The sequence below is a fragment of the Bacillus sp. FSL R5-0416 genome (genome assembly GCF_037975425.1).
Lineage (GTDB): Bacteria > Bacillota > Bacilli > Bacillales > Bacillaceae > Bacillus > Bacillus subtilis.
Window position 1 is genome coordinate 4058717 of sequence record NZ_CP150252.1, and the last position, 26386, is coordinate 4085102.

The 26386-nt window shown below is 47.1% G+C and carries 23 protein-coding genes and 3 pseudogenes; 6 read left to right on the top strand and 20 right to left on the bottom strand.

Annotated elements, in window-relative coordinates; translation table 11 throughout:
• Positions 1–604 precede the first annotated feature (604 nt).
• From NYE20_RS21385 to NYE20_RS21405, 5 genes and pseudogenes are all read right to left on the bottom strand, one after another.
• Positions 605–1336 (bottom strand): annotated as a pseudogene (locus NYE20_RS21385) (T7SS effector LXG polymorphic toxin); the annotation flags it as partial.
• A gap of 19 nt (positions 1337–1355) precedes the next feature.
• On the bottom strand, positions 1356–1625 hold the full coding sequence (locus NYE20_RS21390) for a YwqI/YxiC family protein (RefSeq protein WP_003218942.1): 270 nt from the start codon (positions 1623–1625) through the stop codon (positions 1356–1358).
• An 11-nt stretch (positions 1626–1636) separates the two neighbouring features.
• Positions 1637–2002 (bottom strand): DUF5082 family protein, encoded by a 366-nt coding sequence (locus tag NYE20_RS21395; protein ID WP_003218945.1) that lies wholly within the window; start codon positions 2000–2002, stop codon positions 1637–1639.
• A 305-nt stretch (positions 2003–2307) separates the two neighbouring features.
• Positions 2308–3717: an arabinan endo-1,5-alpha-L-arabinosidase AbnB gene (gene abnB / locus NYE20_RS21400; protein ID WP_161621107.1), complete on the bottom strand. Its 1410-nt coding sequence runs from the start codon at positions 3715–3717 to the stop codon at positions 2308–2310.
• A gap of 135 nt (positions 3718–3852) precedes the next feature.
• A pseudogene (locus NYE20_RS21405) lies at positions 3853–4016 on the bottom strand (hypothetical protein).
• 288 nt (positions 4017–4304) lie between these two features.
• On the opposite strand from NYE20_RS21405, the gene hutP reads away from it, so the two are divergent.
• From hutP to NYE20_RS21435, 6 genes are all read left to right on the top strand, one after another.
• Positions 4305–4751, top strand: a complete 447-nt coding sequence (gene hutP, locus NYE20_RS21410) for a hut operon transcriptional regulator HutP (RefSeq protein ID WP_032725058.1) — start codon at positions 4305–4307, stop codon at positions 4749–4751.
• Between the two features lie 112 nt (positions 4752–4863).
• Positions 4864–6390, top strand: coding sequence for a histidine ammonia-lyase (gene hutH / locus NYE20_RS21415; RefSeq protein ID WP_015385086.1), 1527 nt, complete (start codon positions 4864–4866; stop codon positions 6388–6390).
• Positions 6387–8045 (top strand): urocanate hydratase, encoded by a 1659-nt coding sequence (hutU, locus tag NYE20_RS21420; protein ID WP_153257133.1) that lies wholly within the window; start codon positions 6387–6389, stop codon positions 8043–8045. The genes hutH and hutU overlap by 4 nt, the downstream gene beginning before the upstream one ends.
• A 12-nt stretch (positions 8046–8057) precedes the next feature.
• On the top strand, positions 8058–9323 hold the full coding sequence (gene hutI, locus NYE20_RS21425) for an imidazolonepropionase (RefSeq protein ID WP_101502586.1): 1266 nt from the start codon (positions 8058–8060) through the stop codon (positions 9321–9323).
• Positions 9316–10275, top strand: a complete 960-nt coding sequence (gene hutG, locus NYE20_RS21430; RefSeq protein WP_339184053.1) for a formimidoylglutamase — start codon at positions 9316–9318, stop codon at positions 10273–10275. The genes hutI and hutG overlap by 8 nt, the downstream gene beginning before the upstream one ends.
• Positions 10276–10350: 75 nt before the next feature.
• Positions 10351–11778 carry an amino acid permease gene (locus NYE20_RS21435; RefSeq protein ID WP_003227134.1) on the top strand — a complete coding sequence of 476 codons (1428 nt, stop codon included), beginning with the start codon at positions 10351–10353 and terminating at the stop codon, positions 11776–11778.
• A 43-nt stretch (positions 11779–11821) separates the two neighbouring features.
• Here the strand turns inward: NYE20_RS21435 and NYE20_RS21440 are convergent, their stop codons facing one another.
• From NYE20_RS21440 to yxeI, 15 genes and pseudogenes are all read right to left on the bottom strand, one after another.
• The gene (locus tag NYE20_RS21440) at positions 11822–13123 is read right to left on the bottom strand and encodes a pyrimidine-nucleoside phosphorylase (protein ID WP_060399867.1); all 1302 of its coding nucleotides are present in this window, start codon (positions 13121–13123) and stop codon (positions 11822–11824) included.
• A gap of 29 nt (positions 13124–13152) precedes the next feature.
• Positions 13153–14334 (bottom strand): nucleoside permease NupC, encoded by a 1182-nt coding sequence (nupC, locus tag NYE20_RS21445; protein ID WP_003244143.1) that lies wholly within the window; start codon positions 14332–14334, stop codon positions 13153–13155.
• Between the two features lie 80 nt (positions 14335–14414).
• Positions 14415–15086 carry a deoxyribose-phosphate aldolase gene (gene deoC / locus NYE20_RS21450; RefSeq protein WP_003227127.1) on the bottom strand — a complete coding sequence of 224 codons (672 nt, stop codon included), beginning with the start codon at positions 15084–15086 and terminating at the stop codon, positions 14415–14417.
• Between the two features lie 105 nt (positions 15087–15191).
• Positions 15192–16133, bottom strand: coding sequence for a DNA-binding transcriptional repressor DeoR (gene deoR / locus NYE20_RS21455; RefSeq protein WP_014478458.1), 942 nt, complete (start codon positions 16131–16133; stop codon positions 15192–15194).
• Positions 16134–16266: 133 nt separating this feature from the next.
• The gene (locus NYE20_RS21460; RefSeq protein WP_015385093.1) at positions 16267–17094 is read right to left on the bottom strand and encodes a DUF1206 domain-containing protein; all 828 of its coding nucleotides are present in this window, start codon (positions 17092–17094) and stop codon (positions 16267–16269) included.
• Between the two features lie 72 nt (positions 17095–17166).
• Complete coding sequence (gene eutH / locus NYE20_RS21465; protein WP_029318596.1) at positions 17167–18279, bottom strand: ethanolamine utilization protein EutH; 1113 nt, start codon at positions 18277–18279, stop codon at positions 17167–17169.
• Positions 18280–18348: 69 nt separating this feature from the next.
• The gene (locus NYE20_RS21470) at positions 18349–19686 is read right to left on the bottom strand and encodes an MmgE/PrpD family protein (protein ID WP_339184061.1); all 1338 of its coding nucleotides are present in this window, start codon (positions 19684–19686) and stop codon (positions 18349–18351) included.
• Positions 19683–20825: an N-acetyl-sulfur-metabolite deacetylase SndB gene (gene sndB, locus NYE20_RS21475; RefSeq protein WP_134983158.1), complete on the bottom strand. Its 1143-nt coding sequence runs from the start codon at positions 20823–20825 to the stop codon at positions 19683–19685. Before sndB ends, NYE20_RS21470 begins: the two co-directional genes overlap by 4 nt.
• Positions 20826–20841: 16 nt before the next feature.
• Positions 20842–21591, bottom strand: a complete 750-nt coding sequence (locus NYE20_RS21480) for an amino acid ABC transporter ATP-binding protein (RefSeq protein ID WP_339184063.1) — start codon at positions 21589–21591, stop codon at positions 20842–20844.
• A 12-nt stretch (positions 21592–21603) separates the two neighbouring features.
• Positions 21604–22278 (bottom strand): amino acid ABC transporter permease, encoded by a 675-nt coding sequence (locus tag NYE20_RS21485; protein ID WP_003227111.1) that lies wholly within the window; start codon positions 22276–22278, stop codon positions 21604–21606.
• Between the two features lie 22 nt (positions 22279–22300).
• Entirely contained in the window at positions 22301–23095 is a 795-nt protein-coding gene (locus NYE20_RS21490; protein WP_003227109.1) for an amino acid ABC transporter substrate-binding protein, read from the bottom strand.
• Between the two features lie 24 nt (positions 23096–23119).
• Positions 23120–23617 carry a sulfur-containing aminoacid acetyltransferase SnaB gene (gene snaB, locus NYE20_RS21495; RefSeq protein ID WP_021481018.1) on the bottom strand — a complete coding sequence of 166 codons (498 nt, stop codon included), beginning with the start codon at positions 23615–23617 and terminating at the stop codon, positions 23120–23122.
• Positions 23618–23630: 13 nt separating this feature from the next.
• The gene (locus tag NYE20_RS21500) at positions 23631–24956 is read right to left on the bottom strand and encodes an LLM class flavin-dependent oxidoreductase (protein WP_339184068.1); all 1326 of its coding nucleotides are present in this window, start codon (positions 24954–24956) and stop codon (positions 23631–23633) included.
• A 187-nt stretch (positions 24957–25143) separates the two neighbouring features.
• Positions 25144–25371 (bottom strand): annotated as a pseudogene (locus NYE20_RS21505) (hypothetical protein).
• Positions 25358–26344 (bottom strand): penicillin V amidase, encoded by a 987-nt coding sequence (yxeI, locus tag NYE20_RS21510; protein WP_161621104.1) that lies wholly within the window; start codon positions 26342–26344, stop codon positions 25358–25360. The pseudogene NYE20_RS21505 and the gene yxeI overlap by 14 nt, the downstream one beginning before the upstream one ends.
• Positions 26345–26386 lie beyond the last annotated feature (42 nt).

Below are 26386 nucleotides of genomic sequence, written 5' to 3' on the forward strand. Positions count from 1 at the left end.
CTCCTAGACCTCCTCCAGTATTCGAAACATTCGCCTCTACCCCTGCATGAAGTAATTTAAATTCAAGAGCAAGTGGCGATTTTTCATGGTTAATCACTGCATTAATACCATTAAGTTCAGCAGAACCGCCAATCATATCACCAGATAATAAAGTATTAAAAACATTAGAAAATCTCGGAATCGAAAATTCTGCACTTCCTCCCAAAGCAGTAAAATAAGTTTCTGATTTCTTAATTTTTTTAACTTTTTCTTTTTTGTTTTTATCCTTTATAGCCTTATTCGTATCAAAAAGGCTCATATCAATTTTTGTATTAACTAATTGTTCATCACTAATTTCAAAAAGTCCTGAAACATTTCCTGTTCCATAGAAACCAAGGATTCCGTTTCTTTCTTCTTTAATTTTAACACGATAGTCCATAAATTTTTTATATAAATCAAGGATATTTTCATCCCTGTTCCCAGCTATACCTTCGATTTCAGGACTGTTTATCGTTTCGTTATAATCACCTATGTCTCTTTTTGCAGTAAAAATTGTTGTTTGAATGTTGTTTGTGTTGCCTTTGTCTTTTTTTATATGACTAGCTTTGTTGCTAATTTTATCTTTTAGCTTCTCAATCATCATCTCCATCGGAGAATCATCCGCCTGCTTCATTTGCGGGTTAATGGCGCCGAAGGTTTGGTTGATGTTTTCTTCCTCCTGCGATTTCAAGATGGAGCCGCTTTTGTAGCCTGTGATTTCAATTTTCGGACCGGTGTACATGGTTTCAAGCTGGTCTATATATTTTTTCATCGTTTGAAAATCTGATTTTGCGGTTTCTAGTGCTTGGGTTTGCTGGCCGTCAAATTGAAAGAGCTTATTCAGGGTGTCCGAAATCAGTCGCTCAGCCTGTTCTGTTTCCATTCGGAAAAAGGTATCATTGACTGTCGGCAGGCTGACGATGTGATCTATGGCTGATGTCTGGCGATTGACTGCGTCAGTGAGCTGCTCTGTCACTTCTCGTGCATGCTTGACCCCGTGTCTTGCATCGTGTGAGAGAAAAGCCTCTGCAATCATGCCATGGGAGTCAGATTCTACAGAGGAAATCGCATGCTGTGTTTGTTTCAGCACTTTTTTGTATTCGTCGATAAACATGCCAAAGAAAAGGAGAAAAGGCTTGTGGCACTCCTCGTAAAAGGTCCGGATGGCATCTCCGCCTTTTCCTTTCAGCGCATCCTTCATGCCTGCCAGATGCTCAACGCTTTTTTCCAGCTTCTCCAGCTGTTGTTTTTGCTTGTCCAGTTTCTCAATCGTATGCTGAATGCCCTCGTGAAGAGCGTGGACATCTAATGTTTTCAATCCCTTGTCCTCCCGCGCTTTATTTCATGGAAGATGATATGTTTTCGTCCGTTTCCTTCATGGCGTTTACCGCGCTTTCCGTTTGTGCGATATGCTTGGCCAGAACAGACGCATATGCTTCAGTGAGCTCTTTGATGTCCTTATTTAATTGCTCGATGGACTTCACAACATTCAAATGGTTTCTGCCTGAGAGATGGCCGGGCAAGGAGGACTTGAGTTCAGCTGAATTCTTGAGCTGAGAAAGCCCTTGCTTCACTGTGCCATACACCATTTTAATTTCCTGTGCCATTTGTGCTCACCTCACTTTTTATGTTTTTCCTTCTCTATTTCATGCTCTATCCTCGTGATTTGGCGTCTTATAGAATACACATCGCCCTCTAATGAGTGGATTTTTCCTTCTATGCTTTCGATGATTCCGCTGACTTGATCACTTTTGATTTGCTGATATGCTTTGTTCATTCCTTCACGAATATCTTCAAACCGCTGAGCATGTGTTCCTCTCCATGCCTCCCGGTTAAGATGAGGCCGGTGAATGAGATGCTGGGCCTCTGAAAATTCGTGTTTGATTTGCCTGATTTCGTGCAGCACTCGTTTTAATTGATGGATCTGTTCCTGCTTTTCATGTAAGTCGGCTTTTACCGAATGTAACAACATTTCACTATGCATGCCGCAACACCTCGTGTTTCTATCAAACTGTGTCAATTCTTTACAATACAGACTATTTTCATATTACATGATGGGTCATATTGGATAAATAGGTAAAAAGGATTGTCTTGAGAGATGTTTAACTGGTTCTAAAATGCTAAAAATAGATCTCATCACCTTATGAGAGGGAGAAAATAATCATAGGAGGGACTTTTTATTTAAGTCTTTAATCTCTCTTTCATTTTTATTTTTTCTCCCACTTAACCATTTCTTATAGTCAATAAAACTCATAAAAAAACGCCTTCCTACGAAGGCGCTTCTCCATCTTATTTAGATCCCCAAACAGCCTCACCGCTGCTATTCAACACACTAAACGTCATGACGTTCTTCTCTCTCACCGAATCCCACTGGCGTAAAAATACCCCGTTATACGTCTTGCCCGCTAACGTGATGTCGGCTGTATTTTTTCCGGTTTTCTTCCATGTTCCGGTCATTTCCCCGGAAATGGTGTGGTTTTTGTTGAGCTGGATGTTGATGGTTTGTTTGATGTCGGCTGAGATGTCTTTTCCGTGCTGGATAAGTTTGTATGTTCCTGTGATGTCTTTTTGTTTTACTTCTTTCAATGTTTCGCCCGCATAACGATATGGCGCTGCTACCGGCCAGCCGTCTTTGTTCATGAACAATTGGTGGACTCTGACTTCGTGTTCTTCACCCCTGCCCGGGAAGCGGGTGTGGAAGATTAAATAGGAACGCCCGGTTTTTTCGTCATAATATGCGGAGTTGTGGCCTGGTGAGACGTACCCGGTGCCTTTTTCATTTTCTGTTTCAAAAGTGTAACTGCCCATGAGTTTGACGCCGTATGGTTCGATGGAACGGTCGTCGAAGAATGTGCCTTCTTTGCCGCGGACATCAAGCATTGGATTGCCTTCTGCATCATAATAAGGGCCGTCTGGTTTCTTGGAGCGGGCCACACGGATGTTATAGCCGCCTGTTGCATCAAGACCGCCATATGATAGGTATAAGTAGTAGTATTGGGTGTCTGGATTGTAGAGAACATACGGGCCTTCGATTCTGCTATGGTTGCCGCCAAGCAGTTTTTTCCCGTATCCCTGTCCAGGAAGCGGGAAGCCCGTTTTTGGATTCATTTCAAGTATGAAAATGCCGCCTGAGTATGATCCGTACACCATCCACAGCTTGCCGTCTTTATCAAAGAAGGTATGCGGGTCGACGACATTCGGATGTTTGGTTGCGTCATACGGTGTTCCATCACTGCTTGTGCCTTCCATTCCTGATTTCAAAAAGATGCCTTTGTTTTTGTATGGCCCTTCGATGTTGTCAGCGACGGCAACACCCATGGCGGATCTTGGTGAGTCGCCGCGGCAGGCGTTGTAGTACATGTAGTATTTGCCGTCCGCCAGCTGCGTGACGTCAGCCGCCCAAAGAGTGTCGGATTGCGCCCATTCGAAGGTTTCTTTTAATTCTTCATAGACATTCGGAATCAGTGGGTTGTCATTGCTTACGCTGGTGGTCAGCTGCTGCCATTGCATGAGGTCATTTGTTTTTGCTGAAGCGAGATGAGATCCAAAAACATAAAAGGTGCCGTTTGTTTCAATGATGGAAGGGTCATGGACGCTGACTTCTTTAAAAATAGGTTTTTGTGCATTGGCGGAGTTTGGGAGGGTGAAGGCCATGATAAGAGCTGCAAGAAAACATACACGGAACAATCGGTTGAACATCTAAACAATTCGCCTCTCTTTTTTATTGAATTTTAAACGCTTACATTTCTCTATGAAGATACCCCGGCCTATTAAAACAGCCGAATGTTTTCATATTCAAACAGATAGGTGATTTCTCACTGTTCTCTTACATAGTCAGACTGATGTCTGTCTGTTTTGCGCGGAACTGCTGCTTGCATATCCTCTCCTTCATAGTTCAACTCTTTTGCTGTTTCTCCTTCTTGCATCACGTCTGTTTTTCTTTCGCGTACATGTAATAACTGCTTTGTCAGGTTTTGCATCAACTGTGATACAGCCATTTCGTTGTCGGCGTTTTTTAAGATGATGCCTGATTGCCCGTCAACACCAGAGTCATTCGGCTGGCTCTTTATAAAACGCCTTGCGAAAAATACGACTTAGTAAACGCATATTGAGAGTTAGACAGCGGCCGCTTGCCTCCTGTCTGGATATCGTGTCTGCGTCTCGCTATCACAATAGCAATCTAACTTGTTAAAGACTGTAAAAAATCTTTTGACTTCTGCTGCTGAACCAATTAATATAATACTCAGTTAATAGTTATCAGAATTTTTAGGAATTGAGTGATTCATATGACACTGCATAAAGAGCGTCGGATCGGCCGGCTGTCTGTTCTCCTGCTGCTGAATGAGGCGGAAGAAAGTACGCAGGTTGAGGAGCTGGAGCGAGACGGATGGAGGGTCTGTCTTGGCAAGGTAGGATCAATGGACGCGCATAAAGTAGTAGCCGCAATTGAAACCGCTTCCAAAAAGAGCGGTGTCATTCAATCTGAGGGTTATCGGGAGTCACATGCGCTTTATCATGCGACGATGGAGGCTTTGCATGGCGTGACCAGAGGTGAAATGCTGCTGGGATCGCTGCTTCGGACGGTGGGCTTGAGGTTTGCCGTTTTGAGGGGAAATCCTTATGAAAGTGAAGCGGAAGGCGATTGGATTGCTGTCTCGCTTTACGGAACAATCGGGGCGCCGATTAAAGGTCTTGAGCACGAGACATTCGGTGTTGGAATTAATCACATATGAAACAGCCCATAGATCTTAGACGATAGGGGGCTATGCGTGAAAACAGATGTTCACAGCATAGCTCCTTTTTGTATGGGCGCTTTACCAAAGTAAAGAAAAAGGAGTTGGGCTTATGGTGACTTTAGACGGTTCTTCATTGACAACAGCCGACGTCGCTCGTGTGCTGTTTGATTTTGAGGAGGCAGCGGCTTCCGAGGAAAGTATGGAGCGCGTGAAAAAAAGCAGAGCGGCAGTGGAACGGATTGTACGCGACGAAAAGACAATCTACGGCATCAACACCGGATTTGGCAAATTCAGCGATGTCCTGATTCAGAAAGAAGACTCGGCGGCGCTGCAGCTGAATTTAATCCTTTCTCATGCCTGCGGAGTCGGCGACCCTTTTCCTGAGTGCGTTTCTAGGGCAATGCTGCTTTTGCGTGCCAATGCGCTGTTAAAAGGCTTTTCCGGTGTACGCGCTGAGCTGATCGAACAGTTGCTTGCTTTTTTAAATAAACGCGTCCATCCTGTCATCCCCCAGCAGGGATCACTTGGCGCAAGCGGAGATCTGGCGCCGCTTTCCCACCTGGCGCTTGCGCTGATCGGACAAGGAGAGGTCTTTTTTGAGGGGGAAAGAATGCCGGCAATGACAGGCTTGAAAAAAGCAGGTATTCAACCGGTAACGCTGACATCCAAGGAAGGGCTTGCCTTGATTAACGGGACTCAGGCCATGACTGCAATGGGGGTGGTCGCCTACATTGAAGCTGAGAAACTAGCCTATCAAACAGAACGCATTGCCAGCTTAACGATTGAGGGGTTGCGGGGAATTATCGATGCATTTGACGAGGATATTCACTCAGCCCGCGGCTATCAGGAGCAGATCGATGTCGCAGAACGAATTCGCTTTTATCTATCTGACAGCGGCCTGACAACTTCCCAGGGAGAACTGCGGGTCCAGGATGCCTATTCATTGCGCTGTATTCCGCAAGTACACGGTGCGACTTGGCAGACACTAGGCTATGTCAAAGAGAAATTAGAGATTGAAATGAACGCAGCTACAGACAATCCTCTCATTTTCAATGACGGTGACAAAGTGATTTCCGGCGGAAACTTTCACGGACAGCCGATCGCCTTTGCCATGGATTTTCTGAAAATCGCAATATCAGAGCTTGCAAATATCGCAGAGCGCCGGATCGAACGACTTGTGAATCCGCAGCTGAATGACCTGCCGCCGTTCCTGAGCCCTCATCCCGGTCTGCAATCCGGTGCAATGATCATGCAGTACGCCGCGGCCTCACTCGTTTCTGAAAATAAAACACTGGCCCATCCTGCAAGTGTGGATTCCATTCCGTCATCCGCCAACCAAGAGGACCATGTCAGCATGGGAACCATCGCCGCCCGGCATGCTTATCAGGTGATCGCAAATACAAGGAGAGTCATTGCGATCGAAGCCATTTGCGCATTGCAGGCGGTTGAATACAGAGGCATAGAACATGCAGCGTCCTATACGAAACAGCTTTTTCAGGAAATGAGAAAAGTCGTGCCGTCCATTCAGCAGGACCGTGTTTTTTCCTATGACATTGAACGCTTGACTGACTGGCTGAAGAAGGAATCTTTAATACCTGATCATCAGAATAAAGAACTAAGGGGGATGAACATATGACTGATGTAAAAAAATCAATCCGTGCCAACAGAGGAACAGAGCTTGAATGCTTAGGATGGGAGCAAGAGGCAGTGCTTCGGATGCTTCGAAACAACCTTGATCCAGAAGTCGCCGAGAAGCCGGAGGACCTCATCGTATATGGCGGGATTGGCAAAGCCGCACGAGATTGGGACGCTTTTCACGCCATTGAGCATTCCTTGAAAACATTAAAAAATGATGAAACATTGCTCGTGCAATCCGGAAAGCCCGTTGGCATGTTCCGTACACACCCGCATGCCCCGCGCGTGCTCCTAGCAAATTCTGTTCTTGTTCCGAAGTGGGCAGACTGGGAGCATTTCCACGAACTTGAGAAAAAAGGGTTAATGATGTACGGACAGATGACGGCTGGCAGCTGGATTTACATTGGCTCACAAGGCATATTGCAAGGAACCTATGAAACCTTCGCTGAGCTGGCGCGACAGCACTTCGGGGGCAGCTTAAAAGGAACGTTGACGCTGACAGCGGGTCTCGGCGGAATGGGAGGCGCCCAGCCGCTGTCAGTCACGATGAATGAAGGCGTCGTGATTGCCGTCGAGGTTGACGAGAAACGCATCGACAAGCGGATCGAAACAAAATACTGCGATCGAAAAACAGCATCGATTGAGGAAGCCTTAGCTTGGGCTGAAGAGGCAAAGCGGGCAGGAAAACCTTTGTCCATTGCACTTCTCGGAAACGCAGCTGAGGTGCATCACACACTTTTGAACCGAGGCGTCAAAATTGATATTGTGACAGATCAGACATCTGCCCATGACCCTTTAATCGGTTATGTTCCCGAGGGCTATTCCCTTGATGAAGCTGACCGTTTGCGTCAAGACACTCCAGAGCTTTACGTGCGCCTTGCGAAGCAAAGCATGAAAAAACATGTCGAAGCCATGCTGGCCTTTCAGCAAAAGGGCTCTATTGTATTTGACTACGGCAACAATATCCGGCAAGTCGCAAAGGATGAAGGGCTGGAGAATGCCTTCGATTTTCCGGGGTTTGTCCCTGCCTACATCCGCCCCTTATTCTGTGAAGGAAAAGGGCCGTTCCGTTGGGCGGCGCTTTCCGGAGATCCGGCAGATATTTACCGTACGGATGCGTTATTAAAAGAGCTGTTCCCGACAAATAAAGCCCTTCACCGCTGGATTGATATGGCACAGGAAAAAGTCACCTTCCAAGGCTTGCCGTCCCGTATCTGCTGGCTTGGATATGGAGAACGAAAAAAGATGGGCCTCGCCATTAACGAGCTGGTTAGAACCGGGGAGCTAAAAGCGCCTGTCGTTATTGGGAGAGATCATTTGGACTGCGGGTCTGTCGCCTCTCCAAACCGGGAAACAGAAGCGATGAAGGACGGAAGTGACGCTGTCGGTGATTGGGCTGTGCTAAATGCGCTTGTCAACACGGCGGCGGGTGCAAGCTGGGTTTCCTTCCATCATGGCGGCGGCGTCGGAATGGGCTATTCCCTGCATGCAGGCATGGTTGCAGTGGCCGATGGAAGTGAGCTGGCTGACGAGCGGCTCGCGCGGGTCTTAACGAGCGACCCAGGAATGGGCATTATCCGTCATGCGGATGCGGGTTATGAACGTGCCGTTGAAGTAGCGAAGGAACAGGACATTATCGTGCCGATGCAAAAATAAAGGAGTGATGACATGCCAAAGCAAATTGATACGATTCTCATCAACATCGGTCAGCTTTTGACGATGGAAAGCAGCGGTCCGCGGGCAGGCAAAAGCATGCAGGATCTTCATGTGATCGAAGACGCTGTTGTCGGCATCCATGAACAGAAAATTGTGTTCGCCGGACAAAAAGGGGCTGAAGCCGGTTACGAGGCAGACGAAATCATTGACTGTTCGGGACGCCTTGTAACGCCTGGCCTCGTTGATCCGCACACCCATCTTGTATTTGGCGGATCTCGTGAAAAGGAGATGAACCTTAAGCTTCAGGGCATTTCATATTTGGATATTCTGGCGCAGGGCGGCGGGATTCTGTCTACAGTCAAGGATACCAGGGCGGCTTCAGAAGAAGAGCTGCTGCAAAAAGCCCATTTTCATCTGCAAAGAATGCTGTCCTACGGCACAACCACAGCAGAAGTGAAAAGTGGCTACGGCTTGGAAAAAGAGACAGAGCTCAAACAGTTGCGTGTCGCAAAGAAACTGCATGAAAGCCAGCCTGTTGACCTTGTCTCCACATTTATGGGAGCCCATGCGATTCCTCCCGAATATCAAAACGATCCAGATCAATTTCTGGATCAAATGCTTTCCCTTTTGCCGGAAATCAAAGAGCTGGAGCTCGCCAGCTTCGCTGATATCTTTACAGAAACAGGCGTTTTTACAGTCAGCCAATCCCGCCGTTATTTACAAAAAGCAGCTGAGGCAGGCTTCGGATTAAAAATACACGCAGATGAAATCGATCCGCTTGGAGGTGCTGAATTAGCAGGTGAGCTAAAGGCCGTCTCAGCCGACCATTTGGTAGGTGCATCGGACGAAGGCATAAAGAAATTGGCTGAGGCAGGAACGATCGCCGTCCTCTTGCCGGGCACGACATTTTATCTTGGCAAAAGCACATACGCCAGGGCAAGAGCTATGATTGATGAAGGTGTATGTATCAGCTTGGCAACGGATTTTAACCCTGGCAGCTCGCCGACTGAAAATATCCAGCTGATCATGTCGATTGCCGCGCTTCATCTGAAGATGACTGCAGAAGAAATATGGCACGCGGTCACAGTCAATGCCGCATACGCCATAGGGAAAGGAGAAGAAGCCGGTCAGCTCAAAGTCGGCCGCTCAGCTGATCTAGTCATTTGGCAAGCCACGAACTATATGTATATTCCGTATCACTACGGGGTTAATCATGTACATCAAGTCATGAAAAACGGAACAATTGTTGTCAACAGGGAGGGAGCCATTCTTGGATAAGTACCCTTTTCTCAGAGAGGCCGGATCTTCGTTTAAAGACCGGGATGTCACAAAAATGAGCGACCTGATCGCAACATGGGACGGTCAGGACATTAAGGGACCGGCGTTGATGGGTGTCCCCCTATCAAAATCATCCATCAGTCATTCAGGCGCTTCCTTTGCACCCGGAACAATACGCCAGGCTCTGAAACATTCATCAGCCTATTCTGCTGAGCTTGGAGAGCACGTCGTATCAGAGCTTCTATATGATCTGGGGGATATAGATATTCATGTCACTGATATCGTAAAGTCACATCATCACATTTTCCAAACCATGCACGCTCTGCTTTCGGACCATCCGGATTGGGTGCCGCTCATACTTGGGGGAGATAACTCTATCAGCTACTCCACAATAAAAGCGATAGCACAAACAAAAGGAACGACAGCGGTGATTCAATTTGATGCCCATCACGATGTTCGCAATACGGAGGACGGGGGGCCGACAAACGGCACCCCCTTCCGCCGCCTTTTGGATGAAGAGATTATTAAAGGTCAACATTTGATCCAGCTGGGTATCAGAGAATTCAGCAACAGCCAGGCCTATGAAGCATATGCAAAAAAACATAGCGTGAACATTCACACGATGGACATGATCTGGGAAAAAGGACTCATCTCCACGATAAAAGAGGTTTTGCCAGCCGTTCAAAATAGAACAGATTTCATTTTTATATCTGTTGACATGGATGTCTTAGACCAGTCCCATGCACCCGGCTGTCCAGCGATTGGCCCGGGCGGCCTCTATACAGACGAATTGCTTGAAGCAGTCAAGTACATCGCACAACAGCCCAATATTGCCGGGATTGAAATTGTTGAAGTCGATCCTACCCTCGATTTTCGAGATATGACAAGCAGAGCTGCAGCTCATGTTCTGTTACACGCATTAAAAGGAATGAAACTCTCCCCATTCAAGTGATCTTCTGGCAGGTTGTATTTTGGGTATAAGAAACTCATCTGCCTAATGAATGGCAGCTAAAAGGAGGGCGAGACAGTGAATCTTCAGGAGAACAGCAGCCAACAGCTAAAACGCACAATGAAAAGCAGGCACCTATTTATGATCTCATTGGGAGGCGTCATAGGCACAGGACTTTTCCTCAGTACGGGCTATACGCTACATCAAGCCGGACCCGGCGGTACGATACTCGCTTATGTAATCGGCGGGTTGATGATGTACCTCGTCATGCAATGTCTCGGCGAATTGTCGGTTGCCATGCCGGTGACCGGCTCTTTTCAAAAATATGCTACAACATTTATTGGTCCATCTACCGGTTTTATGGTCGGCATCATGTACTGGATCAATTGGGTGGTGACGGTAGGCTCTGAGTTTACCGCATCCGGTATTCTCATGCAGCGCTGGTTCCCTGACAGCAGTGTATGGATGTGGAGTGCGATTTTTGCAGCCCTTCTTTTTATATGCAACGCATTTTCAGTTAAGTTATTTGCGGAAACTGAATTTTGGTTTTCCAGCGTAAAGATTGTCACCATTATTTTATTTATCATTTTAGGAGGAGCCGCCATGTTTGGCCTGATCTCTTTAAACGGAACGGCGGATGCTCCTATGTTGTCAAACTTCACGGACCATGGCGGGCTGTTTCCGAATGGCTTTCTCGCCGTTTTTATCGCGATGATATCTGTGAGCTTCGCCTTTTCCGGTACAGAGTTAATCGGCGTTACAGCAGGAGAATCAGCAAATCCTCAAAAGGATATACCGCGATCCATCCGTAATGTCGCATGGAGAACCGTGATTTTTTTCATTGGCGCTGTCTTCATATTATCCGGATTGATTTCGTGGAAGGACGCAGGCGTGATTGAAAGCCCGTTTGTAGCCGTATTTGCGGAGATCGGAATCCCTTACGCTGCTGATATTATGAATTTCGTGATATTAACAGCCTTGCTGTCTGTCGCCAACTCAGGCTTATATGCCTCGACCCGTATGATGTGGTCGTTAGCAAATGAAAACATGATCAGCTCCCGTTTTAAGAAAGTGACATCTAAAGGCATTCCTTTAAATGCCTTAATGATCAGTATGGCTGTATCTTGTTTATCTCTCGTTTCCAGTATCGTGGCCCCTGGAACTGTCTATGTGGTGATGGTCGCAATTGCTGGATTTGCAGGAGTCGTGGTCTGGATGAGCATTGCCTTGTCCCAACTCTTGTTTCGAAAGAGATTTCTGAAAAAAGGGGGGGATGTAAAAGATCTGACATTTCGCACGCCGCTTTATCCTCTTATGCCTATAGCCGCTCTCTTATTATGTTCTGCTTCTTGTATCGGTCTTGCTTTTGATCCCAATCAAAGAATCGCACTTTTCTGCGGAGTTCCTTGTATCATCCTTTGCTATCTCATCTACCATTTCAAAAGAAATGTTACAAAAGCGAAAAAAATCAGCCAAGAGGAATATCCGGCCGATCACATCCTATAATTAAAAAAGCACACCCCGCTCAGCATGGGATGTGCTTTATTTTTTATTCTGTAATTAACGTATGAATCAGCTTCGGCGCCTTCGCTTCCGCTGCGATGCGGATGTTGTCATAGACTTTCGCGATGACTTCATCGACGTTTTCGCGGTTGGCATAAAGCGTCACGAGCGGTTCGCCTTTTTCTACCTTGTCGCCGACCTTTTTGCGGAGCATGATGCCGACGGCTAAATCGATTTCGTCTTCTTTTGTGGCGCGTCCGGCCCCTAACAGCATCGCTGCGACGCCGATTTCGTCCGCGACGATTTCGGAGACGACACCCGCTTCTTTGGCAGGCACATCAATTTGATATGCAGCTTGCGGAAGCTTAGACGGATCATCAACAATCGAGCTGTCGCCGCCTTGGTTTTTCAGGAAGTCCTTGAATTTCTCAAGCGCTTTGCCGTTTTTCATGACTTCTTCCAGCTTCGCTCTCGCCTCGTCCAAAGTATTGGCTTTTTTCGCAAGTACAACCATCTGGCTGCCGAGCGTTAAGACAAGCTCATGAAGATCCTCAGGTCCCTCGCCTTTGAGTGTGTCGATCGCTTCTTTGACTTCAAGCGCATTTCCGATCGCAAAGCCGAGCGGCTGGGACATGTCTGAAATGACAGCCATTGTTTGACGGCCGACGTTATTTCCGATCCGTACCATCGCTTTGGCAAGTTCAGCAGCGTCTTCTTCTGTTTTCATGAAGGCGCCCGCTCCCGTTTTTACGTCAAGCACGATGGCGTCCGCCCCGGCAGCGATTTTTTTGCTCATAATCGAGCTTGCAATGAGCGGAATGGAATTGACCGTTCCCGTTACATCACGAAGCGCGTACAGTTTTTTATCAGCCGGCGTTAAATTGCCGCTTTGGCCGATGACCGCAACCTTGTCGCGGTTCACAAGTTTAATAAATTCATCCTTCGTCAGTTCCACGTGGAAGCCATCGATTGCCTCTAACTTATCAATCGTGCCGCCCGTATGGCCGAGGCCGCGGCCGGACATCTTAGCAACCGGCACATCAAGAGCCGCAACAAGCGGAGCGAGAACGAGCGTTGTCGTGTCGCCGACGCCGCCGGTGGAGTGTTTATCCACTTTAATTCCTTCAATGGCAGAAAGATCAATCGTTTCACCGGAGTTCACCATAGCCATCGTCAAGTCCGCGCGTTCACGGTCACTCATATCCTGGAAGAAAATCGCCATAGCAAGCGCGCTTGCCTGATAATCAGGAATGCTTCCATCTGTATAGCCGTTCACAAAAAATTGAATTTCTTCAGTGGTGAGTTCTTTTCCGTTTTGTTTTTTGATGATGATATCTACCATTCTCATGTTTGGTCACCGATCCTTTTCGATTAAGTTCAGTAAATCAAGCCCACAATTGCTGCTGATAAAAAGCTGACAAGCGTAGCACCGTATAATAATTTCAAGCCGAAACGAGCGACGACATTTCCTTGCTTTTCATTCAGTCCTTTTACGGCACCGGCAATGATTCCGATTGAGGAGAAGTTCGCAAATGACACAAGGAATACCGATACGATCGCTGTTGTACGGCCGCTGAAATGGAAACCGTTTTGCGTGAGCGACGTCATGGCGACAAATTCATTCGATACCATTTTTGTTGCCATAATGCTTCCCGCATTAACAGCTTCATTCCATGGGATACCCACAAGAAAAGCGAATGGAGCAAACACATATCCAAGAATGCCTTGGAACGAAATACCGAATACTGCATTAAAAATGCCATTGATCAAGGCGATAATCGCGACAAATCCAATCAGCATCGCAGCGACGACAACCGCTACTTTGAAACCGTCAAGGATGTATTCTCCGAGCACTTCGAAGAAGGATTGTTTTTCCTCTTCCTCAACACGAAGCATATCCTCTTCTTTTGCAACCTCGTACGGATTAATAATAGAAGCAATTATGAAACCGCCAAATAAGTTCAAGACCAGTGCTGTTACAACATATTCCGGTTTCAGCATTGTCATATACGCGCCGACAATCGACATTGATACAGTTGACATCGCAGATGCGCAAAGCGTGTACAAGCGCTGCTGATTTAAAAGACCGAGTTCTTTCTTCAAGGAGATAAATACTTCTGACTGCCCTAAAATCGCAGAAGCCACTGCGTTATACGATTCCAATCTTCCCATACCGTTTACCTTGCTGAGGGCAAGGCCGATATATCTAATAATAAACGGGAGGACTTTCCACTTTTGCAGAATCCCGATCAGAGCGGAAATAAACACGATTGGCAAGAGAACATTCATAAAGAATGTCGTTTGGTCCGCATTCACCAAGCCGCCAAACACAAAGTTAATTCCCTCTGCCGCGTATTCAAGCAGGTAACCGAATCCTTTTGCAAATCCTCCCACGAGGAAATTCCCTATTCCGGTATTGAGGAGAATGTAGCCAAGAATAAATTGCAAAATGAGCATAACAACAATTGGGCGGATCTTAATTCTTTTTTTGCCGCTGCTCGCGATCCACGCGAGGCCTAAAAACACGATTAAACCGATAATCCCAATCAAATACTTCATATGTGTTTCTCCTTTATTTGTATTCGCTTACAATTACTGTTTCCTCAGAAAACGGAAAGCAGTCTGCCTTCCGTCAGCTCTTAATAGTTGTCTCCGCCTGATGCATTTTCTCCTTTTACGATAGAAACGCCTGCGCTGGCGCCAATTCGGCTTGCTCCGGCCTCTACCATTGTGTCTACATCTTCTTTCGTTCTGACGCCGCCAGATGCTTTCACGCCGATATCAGGTCCTACTGTTTTGCGCATTAAGGCGATATCTTCCTTCGTTGCGCCGCCTGTAGAAAAGCCTGTTGATGTTTTTACGAAATCCGCTCCCGCAGACACCGCTAAACGGCATGCACGTTCTTTTTCTTCATCAGTCAGAAGGCACGTTTCGATAATGACTTTGACAAGCGCTTTTCCGGCTGCAGCTTCCACTACACCGCGGATATCAGCTTCCACCACATCGTCTTCCTTGTCTTTTAAAGCGGCAATATTAATGACCATATCCACTTCAGTGGCGCCTTTAGAAATGGCGTCTTTTGTCTCGAACGCTTTTGTTTCAGTTGTATTGGCACCGAGCGGGAAGCCGATGACCGTACAAACGTCGACTCCAGTTCCCTTAAGCTCTTTTGCAGCAAGCTCCACCCATGTCGGATTGACACATACTGAAGCAAATTTGTATGTTTTCGCTTCTTCAATTAGTTTTAGAATGTCCGCTTTTTGTGTATGCGGTTTCAAAGCTGTATGATCAATTATGTTGGCTAATGACATCCTTCGCACACTTCCTTTTTTGTTAAGATATTTTTTAGCATAACCGACTTTTGAACATATGTAAATTGGTAATTGAAATTTTGTTCAATGAAAGGTTTGAACGTGTCACAAATCATTAACAAGCGCCCTCGCGGTATGCTGGTCAATGATTAAAACGTTGGCATATTTTCCGGTTAATGCGCCGTGAATGGAAGATACTTTTCTGCTTCCGCCGGCAACTAAAATGGAGCGTTCCTTCAGTCTGAGGTCTTCAAGCTCAACACCGATGGTCCGGTCATTGATGGCGCTGCTGCAAATATTCCCTTTCGCATCAAAAAAGCGTGAACAAATATCCCCCACGGCTTGTTTTTTCAGCAGGGCTTTCTCTTCTTCGTTAAAATATCCGAGTCGGAACAACAGCGCTTCATCACGGACAGTCCCCACCGTGAAGAGAGCGATATTCGCCTGCTTTCCCATCTCGATGATCCGCTCAATATGACGGTCTTTCTCCACCATTCGCTTCACATCCGCATTATCAAACACGACGGGAAGCGGGAGATAGCGCGGCATCGTTTGAAAAGCCTCTGCAAACAGCTGAATCGTTTCAGCCGAATACGTGTTTACCCGGGAATGGCTGATGCCGCCTTTCAGCTGGACGACCTCGACGCCTTTTACCTGCTTCGGCTGCATGTTTTGCGCGATTTGATACATGGTGGTTCCCCAGCTGACGCCGACAATGTCGCCGTCTTTTACCGTTTCATGCATATATTCTGCACCATAGCGGCTTAGGTCATGTGTAATTCCTGCATAATCGGGTGTCGGGGAAAACACAACATGCGCCTCAAGGAGCCCGTATTTCTCTTCAAGTATGGAACCGAGCGCATCCAAATCCTCAAATGGGTCCATGACGCGAATCTGGACATACCCTTTTTCTTTCGCATATTGCAGCAGCCGGGAAACGGTTGGCCTTGAAATGTTGAGCTGCTCAGCAATTTGCTGCTGACTGTAGTCAGACTGATAGTAAAGCCTTGCCGCTTCTATGCTTAATTGTTGTTTTTCCCGATCCATTCTGCACCTCCCTGTGGATCAGTCCTGATAAAACTGCTTTTGATTTGCTTTTATTATACAGGCTGGCGCCGGCTTTCATCCACCTGATTTCTAAGAAACTGAAAAACGCTCTGGGCGCGGACCTGCCCAGAGCTTATTTCTCCCAGGTCATATGCTGATAAATGCCTTTCATAATGGCGTACATTCCATATAGGATCAGGCCTAATGCCAATATAGACAGAATCAATTTGCCATGCGGCTGCTGCGCGAGTTCGGCGAGCGCACCGTCAAAGCCTCTTGTGTCGTCGGGATCAGCGGTCATGGCTGTCTTGATGAGAAAATAGCCGATAGCAGAGAAAATAATGGCCCGGGCGATATTGCCTGCGCGCCCGGTGTTTTTCGTGATGCATATCATCTGTTTGTTCATTTTTGATGTATCGAATTCTTTCATAAAAGCAGCCCGAACGCCTTTCATAAATTGAACAATCGCAAATACGATAAAACCCGCACCCGTAAGCCCTGTGAGCCATTGGCCGAACGGCTGCGCCAATACATAAGCGGACCACGTCTGTTCTGAAGTGCCGCCGTCCCCTTGGCCAAACACAAATCGCAAGGCATTCCAAGCGATGGATGTGTAAACGGCGGCACTGAAAAAGTTTCCTATTCTCCGTGACAGGCCTCGCCTGCTGTTTCCGTGCCCCTCCGTGTCCTTGATCGCACTTAACACCATCCAGATTACATAGCCGATAAGGCCGATGCCTATTAAAAAAAGCAATAGTGACCCATACGGCATGCGTGATAGCGTTTGGAGCGCTCCGCTCGAATCTTTGGCGCGGCCTGCCCCGGCAGCCGTCATAAAAGCCAAAACCCCAAGCAGAATAAAAACGCCGCCGAATGCAAAATAACCAAGCCTCCCGAATCGTTTGATCCAAGGCTTGGTTTCCTGTTTTATTTTTGACATGTACCGGTCTTTCACCGCCATGTGTCCAACCCTCTTTCACAGAAATCTTTACTGTAACATTCCCGATTGGACAAAGTTGAAACAGCTTCTGCCTCAGCTATGGCTGGCTGAGATACGTTTTTGCTGTTTAGCTGATTGTGCAGGTGTCATCCAAGCAGCCGCTGCGGCAGCTGTGACTCCGCCTGCTAATTTCCCAATGATCATGGCCGCCGCCATTTCTTTTTTCATTCCAGCTACAAAACCGAGATGGCTGCCGAGTACAAAGGCGCCGCTGACCGCAAACGCGACATTGATGACCTTTCCTCTCGGCGTCATATTCTTTAATGAAGCCAGCATCGGGATATGATGCGCCAAAGAGGTCACTAATCCTGCTGTTGCTGTCTCATCTAAATGAAGGTGTTTCCCCAGGGCCTGAAGCGGTTTTTTAAAGGTTTTTGTAATAAAAGCCGTCATTGGAAACGCCCCTGCCAAGGCAATGGCGATGGTCCCTGTCGTTTGTATCCCTGTCTCGACATTCTCCATTCCCGGAATCAGCACAATGCCGGTCATCGTTTCAACTGAAACAGCTGCAAGCCCGATAATCGCAACCACACTGACCGCTTTCCCGAAGAGATGAAACAACTGAATCATTCTGTCGGTGTATCGCCATAACCCAAAAGCGATCACAGCAGATAACAGACTCGGGATCAGAAGATTTTTACCTATCATGCCGATGTCAAAGCCTGCGCATAATCCGCCGATTAAGCAACCGATCGGCACTGTGCACAGCCCGATTAATATGCCTTTCGCAAAATACGGATGATCCTCTTTTTCGATGATGCCAAGAGCGACGGGAATCGTGAAGACGATTGCCGGTCCCATCATTGTTCCTAAAAACACCCATGAAAACAGCCCGGCCTGCGGATCTTTCGCCATTTCTCCAGCCAGCGCATATCCTCCCATATCAATCGCCAAAATGGTGTTCGCAAAGGAAGAAGGGTCCGCGCCAATCGCCGTGTAAAACGGAGCAACAATGGGAATCAGGATTGCTGCCAGCACGGGCGCCAGCGACACAATTCCGATCATGGACAGCGCCAGCGGCCCCATAGCCTTAAAGCCGTCCGCAAACCGCTCGCCTAGCCCCCATCTGTTTCCCAAACAATAATCCGCCGCTCCCCATAGTAAAAAGGCAGCCAAAATGAATACAACCGCGTCATTCACCGTCATGGTTTTCTCCTTTTTCAAACGTATGATTGGTTTTATCATATCATCTGAAATCACCGAATAGAGTTGATCTTATTCAATATGAGCTAAAAATTCTTTTATATCGGCTTTTTCAACGGCTGTTATGATTCTCCGCGCTTTTTCTTGCGGGACCGTTAATGTCAATTTTTCTTTTAAGTCTTCTTCAGACAGCTCATTTCCTGGCGCCCCTTTTGGGCAGTCCACACGCGCTTCGCAAATCCGGCCGTCTGATAAATAGGCCCGGACAATCGTGAAACGGCCTTTTGGAACGGCATGAGGAGCCGGCTGAATAGCATTGTCATATACGCGCTGAATTCGCCCCATTGTCGTTTGAACCCCGCTTGGGATCGGCTGGCTGCTGAAATGTTCAACGGTCAGGCCGTGTCCATGCAAAGCAAGAGCAATCACATATTCAACGCTGAAACGGCCTTCCTCTCCAGTTTTTGGAGATCTTTCCGTCAATGCAGCATCTCCGCCTGGCGGAAATATCACTTCAATACGTTCGGTATTGGCAGCAGAAATGGTTTCTTCGGAGATAAGCTGTCGTACCGCATCTGCAGCATGGTGTGCCGCGGAACAAAATGGATAGATTTTAAACCATAGACCCGGCTGCACAATTCTCCACGGTGCCCCCCAATCGTTTAGCAAAGTATGTTGTGCTTTTTCAACGTCACCGTACAGACTGAAGAAACCAGTTTCTCCATCAAGTGCCGTGCGGGACCCGCCAAATTCTGATTGGGCCAGCTTAACGGCCAGCAAGCCAGCCTGAGCCGCCAAACCGGCGTGCAGTGGTTTCATTTCTGTTCCAAATTGCACCCTCATCCCAGCAGATTGTGTAGCCGCAAAACCAATTGCTTTTTCCAGCTCTTCCTGAGTCAGCGCCTCAGCATAACCTACGGCGCAGGCAGCAGCGATGGCACCAAGCGTTCCTGTATTATGCCAGCCCTTTTCATAGTGGCGGCTGCCAATTGATTCTCCCAGCCGTGCCATCACTTCAACACCAACAATATAAGCGCCAAGAAGCCGCTCGTCATGTCCGCGAGCGGCAGATGCAATAAGGGCCGGTACGATGACGGCACTGGGGTGTCCTCTTACATCGGAGTGGACATCATCAAAATCCAATGCATGGGCGATAAATCCATTGAGCATCGCGGATTGTAATGGCGCGGCCTTTTTGCCCTGTCCGATAACAGGAACATGGGGCCGGCCTCCTTCATCCTCTATCAGACGGAGGAGCTTTTGAATTCCTTTATCTTCTCTTCCTGCGAATGAAGCGGCAGTAAAATCAAGTAATCCCTTTTTTGCTTCGTGAATCGCGTCAACTGAATGCTCAGGTTGTGACGTTCTCACAGCCGCTGCAAGACCTGCTGTCAGCCCTTGTTTGCTCATTTGATGGTCTCCAATACAATAACCGCCAGCTCCGCAAAGTATTGAGAGGCAACCGTAAGGGCTTCTTCATCCAGTGTAAAGGCCGGATGATGCCACTCCTCCGTCCCGTTCGTTCCCATCCAGACAAAAAATCCCGGAATCTTCTCTTGATACAGAGCGAAGTCTTCTCCGCCCGGAGACTGCTCAGCGTGAACGGTTTGATAGCCAAGCCGTGCCGCAGCTTCGGATGCCGCATTCAAAAATGTGCCGTCATTCTGAACGGAAGGCAAATAAGGAAACCACTTGAATTCTGCTTGTGCCCCATAGCCCGCTGCAATTCCTTCAGCCACTCGTCTCATATGCTCCGGAACAGCCTGCCTCGCTTCTTTTTGAAAGGTTCGAACCGTCCCCTCCATTTCAGCTTGGTCTGGAATCACGTTCCACGACGTGCCCGCCTGTACTCTTGTGATACTTACGACTGCGTTTTGCAGTGAGCTGATATTGCGGCTGACCACAGATTGCAGTCCGCTGATGATTTGTCCGGCTGCAGCGATTGGATCAATACTGTTATTCGGGATGCCGGCGTGTCCGCCTTTCCCTTTGATGACGATCTCAAACCGGTCAACACTTGCCATGAGCGGACCTTCCTTTACACCAATGGTCCCGACAGGCAGATCCGGCTTATTGTGCATGCCGAAAATCGCGGAAACGTCATTAAGTACGCCAGCTTCTAGAACCTTTCTTGCTCCTGCGGCAATTTCTTCTGCCGGCTGAAAGATAAAGCGGACTGTACCTTTCAGCTCGGCCCTTCTTTGATTCAGCAACATCGCTGTGCCAATAATAGAAGCAGTATGAAAATCGTGTCCGCACGCATGCATTGTGCCATCAACCTTAGATGCAAACGGGAGATTCGTCTGTTCTTGGATCGGGAGCGCGTCAATATCCGCTCGTATTGCTATCACGGGGCCGTCTTCCCGTCCTTTGATTTCTGCAATCACGCCAGTCTTCAATTGAGGAACATCAAGTATTTCGATTTGCTCCTCCTCAAGCCAGCGGCGGATTTTTTTCGTCGTTTCAACCTCTTGAAATGACAGCTCAGGATGTTCATGAAGATCACGCCGCATATTGATTAAACGGGTATGAAACGCTTTGTCGGCCATTGTTCTTCTCCCCTTCTTATATAAGCTCTGCAGGCTCTCCCACCTGCTTGATAAATCGTTTCGTCCGTTCGTTTTTCGGATGGTCAAACAGTTCTTTTGGCGTTCCCTGCTCGATAATATGGCCGTCTGCCATAAAAATCACTTTATCAGCGACCTCTTTTGCAAACGCCATTTCGTGTGTAACAATGATCATCGTTGTTTGCTTTTCCGCAATGGACTTGATGACCTGAAGCACCCCTGTGACGAGCTCAGGGTCAAGCGCTGAAGTTGGTTCATCCAGCAAAATCGCATGCGGATTGACCGCAAGCGCCCGGGCGATGCCGATTCGCTGCTGCTGGCCGCCGGACATTGTGATCGGATAGCTGTCAGCCTTATGCTCCAGACCGACTTGTTTCAGAATCTCCATTCCAATACGTTTCGCTTCGTCGCGTGGTTTATGTTGAGCCACAATTAAAGCTTCTGTAATGTTTTGCAGAGCCGTTTTATTTTTAAACAGATTGTAGTTTTGAAAGACCATGGCCGTTTGCTGGCGAAGCCGATGTGCTTCCTTGCGTGTAAACTTTTCCGCGTTCAGTTTGACTTCTCCGATTTCAATAAGGCCTTGATCCGGACGCTCTAATAGATTTAAGCACCGGAGAAGCGTTGATTTTCCGGAACCGGACGGACCGATGATTGCCACCACTTCTCCGCGTTTCACTTCTAGATCGATTCCGTCGAGCACGACGAGATCTTTAAACGCTTTGCGAATATTTTTTACTGTTATCAACTGATTTCACCTCTAAGTCCGGTATGGCTTGCTCATGGCACGTTCAAACAAGTCCTGCAACATGCTGTAGATCATGGTAAGAACCCAATAGACGATCGCAACCGCCAAGTACGTTTCAAAATATTTGAGGTTTCCTGAAGCGTACATCTTCCCTTGGGCGAACATCTCCATGACCCCTAATGTAAAGGCCAGTGACGTTTCTTTCAGGAGCCCGATAAATGTATTGCCCGTTGCCGGGATCGCATTTCGGATCGCTTGCGGCAAAATAATCCGTCTGTATGCCTGAAATTTTGTCATACCGACAGACAGGCACGCCTCCAGCTGCCCGTCATCAACAGAATTGAGGGCAGCCCGGAAGATTTCTGCCAAATATGCTGCATTTTTCAAGCTTAACCCGATGATAGCGGCTGTGAGAGCTGTCATTTTGCTCATCTCTGGAAACAGCTGCGGCAGCCCGTAATAGATTAAGAACAGCTGTACAAGTGTCGGCACGCCTCGGAAAAAGGATATATACAGCTTTGACAACTGATGAAGCACTGGAATTTTGTTTTTTGTAATGAGTGCGAGAATAAGTCCTCCGATAATGGCAAAGATCATAGCTGCTATGGCCATAAACAACGTGATCGGAAGGGCCTGAATTAAAGTCGGGAACGCTGATATCATGAATTCCCAATCAATCGTGTTCATTCTGGTGATTCACCGCCGTTTCTTAATGCTTCTGTTCTACTGTGATATCTTCATTAAAGTATTTTTCAGAGAGTTTTTTCAGTGTTCCGTCTTTACGCAATTCATCTAGGGCCTTATTGACTTTTTTGCGGAGCTTGTCGTGCGCATCGTCCTTGGCAAATGGGAATGCAACCTGTTCGTAAACAATCGGATCTCCTGCAAGCTTTAATGGCAAACCGGTCTTCTTGATTTGCGCGATCAATACAGTTCGGCTGTTGACATAAGCGTCTACACGGCCGTACGCAACATCCTTCAGCGTACCCTCTTGTGTTTCGTACGTTTTGATATTGATTTTTTTATCAGGATCTTTGCTTTCAAGGTTTTTCGCGTGGTTTGAACCGAGAACGGCTGCGACTGTCTTGCCTTTTAAATCGTCTACTGATTTGATGTCTGTATTGTCTTTTTTGACGACAATCTGTGTTCCCGCATAAGCGTATGGTTTCGTAAAGTTATACGTTTCCTTACGTTCGTCTGTCACAGCTACCTGGTTGGAAATGGTGTCAAGCTTGCCTGTTTGAAGTTCTCCCATCAGCCCGCTGAATTCAAGCAGCTTCCAGTCCAGTTTCATGTCAATTTTCTTAGCGACTGCTTCCATCACTTCCACGTCAAAACCTGTCAGCTTTCCGTTTTCTTTATAAGCAAATGGGTAACTTTGTCCTGTCGCACCGACATGAAGCACATTGTCATCCTCTTTACTGCTGCTGTTTCCATTGCCGCAAGCTGAGAGCACCGCTAATAATGCAGCAACGACCAGCACTGTCCATTTTTTCATCTTCATTTGATTTTCCCGCCTTTTCTATTTTTATAGATCATGTCGCAATTGTTTTTTCATATAGACTGTGATATGCCCTTTTCCAAGGTCTTGTTCACCTGAGCGGACATATCCTTTTCGTTCGTACATCTCAATCAGCCACGGATGCTTATCCGCTGTTCCGAGTGAGACAAACGGAACCTTTAACGTATCGCGAAGGATTGTTTCCTCCAGCCATTGAAGCAGCTTTGTTCCGATTCCTTTTTTTCCGGTGTCGGGGTCCACAGCAAACCACCAGATATGCGGAACGCCATACGGTCCCGGCTGTTTTCCCCAAGGCATTCTCAAGGTGATGGTCGCGATGACCCGCCCGTCTTCTTCCATGACGTAGCAAGCATTTTCCCGAATATTTTTCAGCACCAAATCCAAATCCGCATGAGCGGCAGCAAAACGAATGCCGAGCTTTCGAATCGGTTCATAAGCCCGCAATGTCAGCTCGAGAAGCTGTTCGGCATCACGTTCAACTGCAAGGCGGTATCGTGGCTTCATCTAGCGTTCCTCCTTACTTTGCATAGCGGTTTACCGGCTTTTCCAAACCGAAATGCTCTCGTAATGTTGTGCCTTCATATTCTTTTCTGAACACGCCGCGCTCCTGTAAAATCGGAACCACTTGATCAACAAACACTTCAATTCCTTCTGGAAGAAGCGGAGGCATGATGTTAAACCCGTCACACGCTTTCGTATCCACCCATTCCTGCATCTTGTCGGCGAGCTGCTCCGGCGTGCCGACGAAGATATGGTGGCCTCTGGAGCCTGCAACGTATTTGTAAAGCTCTCGTATCGTCATATTGTCACGTTCAGCCATCTCCTGAACAAGCTTGAAGCGGCTCTTCACCGCATTGGAAGCTTCTGCGTCAAGCTTCGGCAGCGGCCCATCAAGCGGATATGCCGACAAATCAATTCCGCCTAAGTAATTTTGGAGAATTTGCAGACCGACAGATGGGATAATCAGATCTTGAAGCTCCTTGTATTTGGCTTGCGCTGCTTCTTCTGTATCGGCAATGATTGGGAAAATACCCGGCATGATGGCAATTTTTTCTGGATCACGTCCGAATTCCGCAGCCTGTTCTTTAATGGATTGATAAAATTCTTGAGCTGATTCCAGGTGGTTTTGTGCTGTGAAGATCACTTCTGCTGTTCTGGCAGCCAGCGCTTTTCCGTCTCCTGATGATCCTGCCTGGATAATGACCGGCTGGCCCTGCGGCGTTCTTGAAACGTTCAGAGGTCCGCGAACCGAGAAATATTCTCCTTTGTGGTTCAGCTCGTGCATTTTTTCTTTGTCAAAGAATTCACCCGTTTCTTTATTACGGATAAAGGCGTCCTCTTCCCATGAATCCCAAAGCCCCTTTACAACCTCGACAAATTCCTCTGCCCGCTGATAGCGCAAATGGTGTTCAGGGTGCTTTTCACCGCTGAAATTCAGCGCTGTTGATTCAATAGATGAAGTGACGACGTTCCATCCGGCACGGCCATTGGAGAGATGATCCAATGACGCAAACTGTCTGGCAATATGGAATGGCTCGCTGTATGTAGTGGAGGCTGTTGCTGTCAGTCCGATTTTTGATGTGACCTGCGCCAAAGCAGAGAGCAGGGTGAATGGCTCAAACCTTGTTAATACATTTGGATGTGATTTGCTGTCAATAGAAAGGCTGTCCGCTAAAAACAGCATATCCAGCTTGCCCCGCTCCGCTGTTTTCGCAAGCTCTTTAAAATAATCCAAATTCATGCTCGCATCTGACGGCGCGTCCGGGTGCCGCCAAGACGCAACATGATGGCCTGTACCTGCTAAAAATACCCCTAATTTGATTTGTTTCTTTTTGCTTGTCATGACGATACTCCTTTTATCATGTTTTTAGGCTGAATAATCCGAAAAATAAACTCCTATATTCCTAGTCGTTTAATATGAATAAATCAAAATGTACCTTTGTCTTGGACGTTTGTCAATGAGTTAAGATAATTTTTTCTATTCAAGCGAAGAGACCCTTGCGTGACCATGATGGTGGAACGGCATTGATTCATTCAACTAGTGCAACCTCTATATTGGCAAGAAAACTGAGTCTAATGAAGCAAAGACTCAGTTTTCATCCAAGAATTTTATATAAGATTTCGCCATTTCCTTTGCCTTTTCTTCGCTTTTGCAAACCGCCTATCCATTCAGACGCCGTAACGATTGTATAAAAAAACAGCTGACTCCAGATATTCAAACCGGAATCAGCTGATTGATGTGAATTAATTAAGCTCATGAATACTCTCTTCTGCTTTAGCAGAAAACTCTTTAGGCTCAAGGCGGTCTAGGTCTTCATGAAATAAACTCACTTTTTGGATTTGCCGATTGTCATAGTGGTGGAAATAGTAGTTTCCAGTTTCGTTGCACATCACGGAAGTATATTGCGTATAATGAGTTTCGTCTTCTTCCGTTATCACTGCGCCCTTTGGTATCGTCATATTTGCCAAAATGTGAAAAGCGGCTGTTACACCTTTCGTTTCATCGGCCGCCGGCTCTAGGTGTTCTTTCAAATAAACAGCTCTGACAAACCGGGAAGGCGGTGTGTAATCCCCCGGCAGACCAACAGTTCCTAAGCCTTGGCCAAAAGCGGAAAGGGCTAATCCGCCCATCTCTTTGCTCTCTAATTGCTTCGGTCTGATTCCTGTATATTGCTGCAGATTGGTTACATGCCATATAAAGTCGGGGCTGTTCGTCATGACACCAGGTTGATTATCATAGACTTTGAGGCCGTCTGCTCTTGGTTCTATCGTCAGGCTTCGGCCCGTCCGGTCTGACAATATCCAGTGAAGCGGTAAAACTGTATCCAATAGATCTAATTTTTTCTCTACAATCGTTAAAGATTGAATCTTTTCTTTTACGTCTTCCAAAGACTTACAGACTGACAGCACCCATGTCACAAACTCATGCGGGGCAATGTGAACGGTATCTTCCCGTATCGTTTTTTCGTACTCCGCATAGCCAGGAAAATAAAGTGCAGCACACGATAAACCGCTTTCATTAACACCGTCGGCAAATAATATATTTCCAAGTTTTCTCCCCATACCGATAAACGCGTACTGTGTCTGATGGGCCCTTCCGTCAGCTTCACTCTTCCAGCTGTAACGGCGCGGATAGAGAATCACCTCTGTCCCCAGCTGAAATGCAAAATCCATTGTTCTCGCTAATACATGTTTACGGTCAGCAGTTTCCAATGTAAGACTTGTGCACATTTGTTCAGTCCCCTTTTCAATTCAGATTAATATCATACATAT

Bases quoted from the DNA above. Each gene is read 5' to 3' on its own strand.
- NYE20_RS21390 (WP_003218942.1), bottom strand. From the start codon at position 1,625: ATGGCACAGGAAATTAAAATGGTGTATGGCACAGTGAAGCAAGGGCTT.
- NYE20_RS21395 (WP_003218945.1), bottom strand. From the start codon at position 2,002: ATGCATAGTGAAATGTTGTTACATTCGGTAAAAGCCGACTTACATGAA.
- abnB (WP_161621107.1), bottom strand. From the start codon at position 3,717: ATGTTCAACCGATTGTTCCGTGTATGTTTTCTTGCAGCTCTTATCATG.
- hutP (WP_032725058.1), top strand. From the start codon at position 4,305: ATGACACTGCATAAAGAGCGTCGGATCGGCCGGCTGTCTGTTCTCCTG.
- hutH (WP_015385086.1), top strand. From the start codon at position 4,864: ATGGTGACTTTAGACGGTTCTTCATTGACAACAGCCGACGTCGCTCGT.
- hutU (WP_153257133.1), top strand. From the start codon at position 6,387: ATGACTGATGTAAAAAAATCAATCCGTGCCAACAGAGGAACAGAGCTT.
- hutI (WP_101502586.1), top strand. From the start codon at position 8,058: ATGCCAAAGCAAATTGATACGATTCTCATCAACATCGGTCAGCTTTTG.
- NYE20_RS21440 (WP_060399867.1), bottom strand. From the start codon at position 13,123: ATGAGAATGGTAGATATCATCATCAAAAAACAAAACGGAAAAGAACTC.
- nupC (WP_003244143.1), bottom strand. From the start codon at position 14,334: ATGAAGTATTTGATTGGGATTATCGGTTTAATCGTGTTTTTAGGCCTC.
- deoC (WP_003227127.1), bottom strand. From the start codon at position 15,086: ATGTCATTAGCCAACATAATTGATCATACAGCTTTGAAACCGCATACA.
- deoR (WP_014478458.1), bottom strand. From the start codon at position 16,133: ATGGATCGGGAAAAACAACAATTAAGCATAGAAGCGGCAAGGCTTTAC.
- NYE20_RS21460 (WP_015385093.1), bottom strand. From the start codon at position 17,094: ATGGCGGTGAAAGACCGGTACATGTCAAAAATAAAACAGGAAACCAAG.
- eutH (WP_029318596.1), bottom strand. From the start codon at position 18,279: ATGACGGTGAATGACGCGGTTGTATTCATTTTGGCTGCCTTTTTACTA.
- NYE20_RS21470 (WP_339184061.1), bottom strand. From the start codon at position 19,686: ATGAGCAAACAAGGGCTGACAGCAGGTCTTGCAGCGGCTGTGAGAACG.
- sndB (WP_134983158.1), bottom strand. From the start codon at position 20,825: ATGGCCGACAAAGCGTTTCATACCCGTTTAATCAATATGCGGCGTGAT.
- NYE20_RS21485 (WP_003227111.1), bottom strand. From the start codon at position 22,278: ATGAACACGATTGATTGGGAATTCATGATATCAGCGTTCCCGACTTTA.
- NYE20_RS21490 (WP_003227109.1), bottom strand. From the start codon at position 23,095: ATGAAGATGAAAAAATGGACAGTGCTGGTCGTTGCTGCATTATTAGCG.
- snaB (WP_021481018.1), bottom strand. From the start codon at position 23,617: ATGAAGCCACGATACCGCCTTGCAGTTGAACGTGATGCCGAACAGCTT.
- NYE20_RS21500 (WP_339184068.1), bottom strand. From the start codon at position 24,956: ATGACAAGCAAAAAGAAACAAATCAAATTAGGGGTATTTTTAGCAGGT.
- yxeI (WP_161621104.1), bottom strand. From the start codon at position 26,344: ATGTGCACAAGTCTTACATTGGAAACTGCTGACCGTAAACATGTATTA.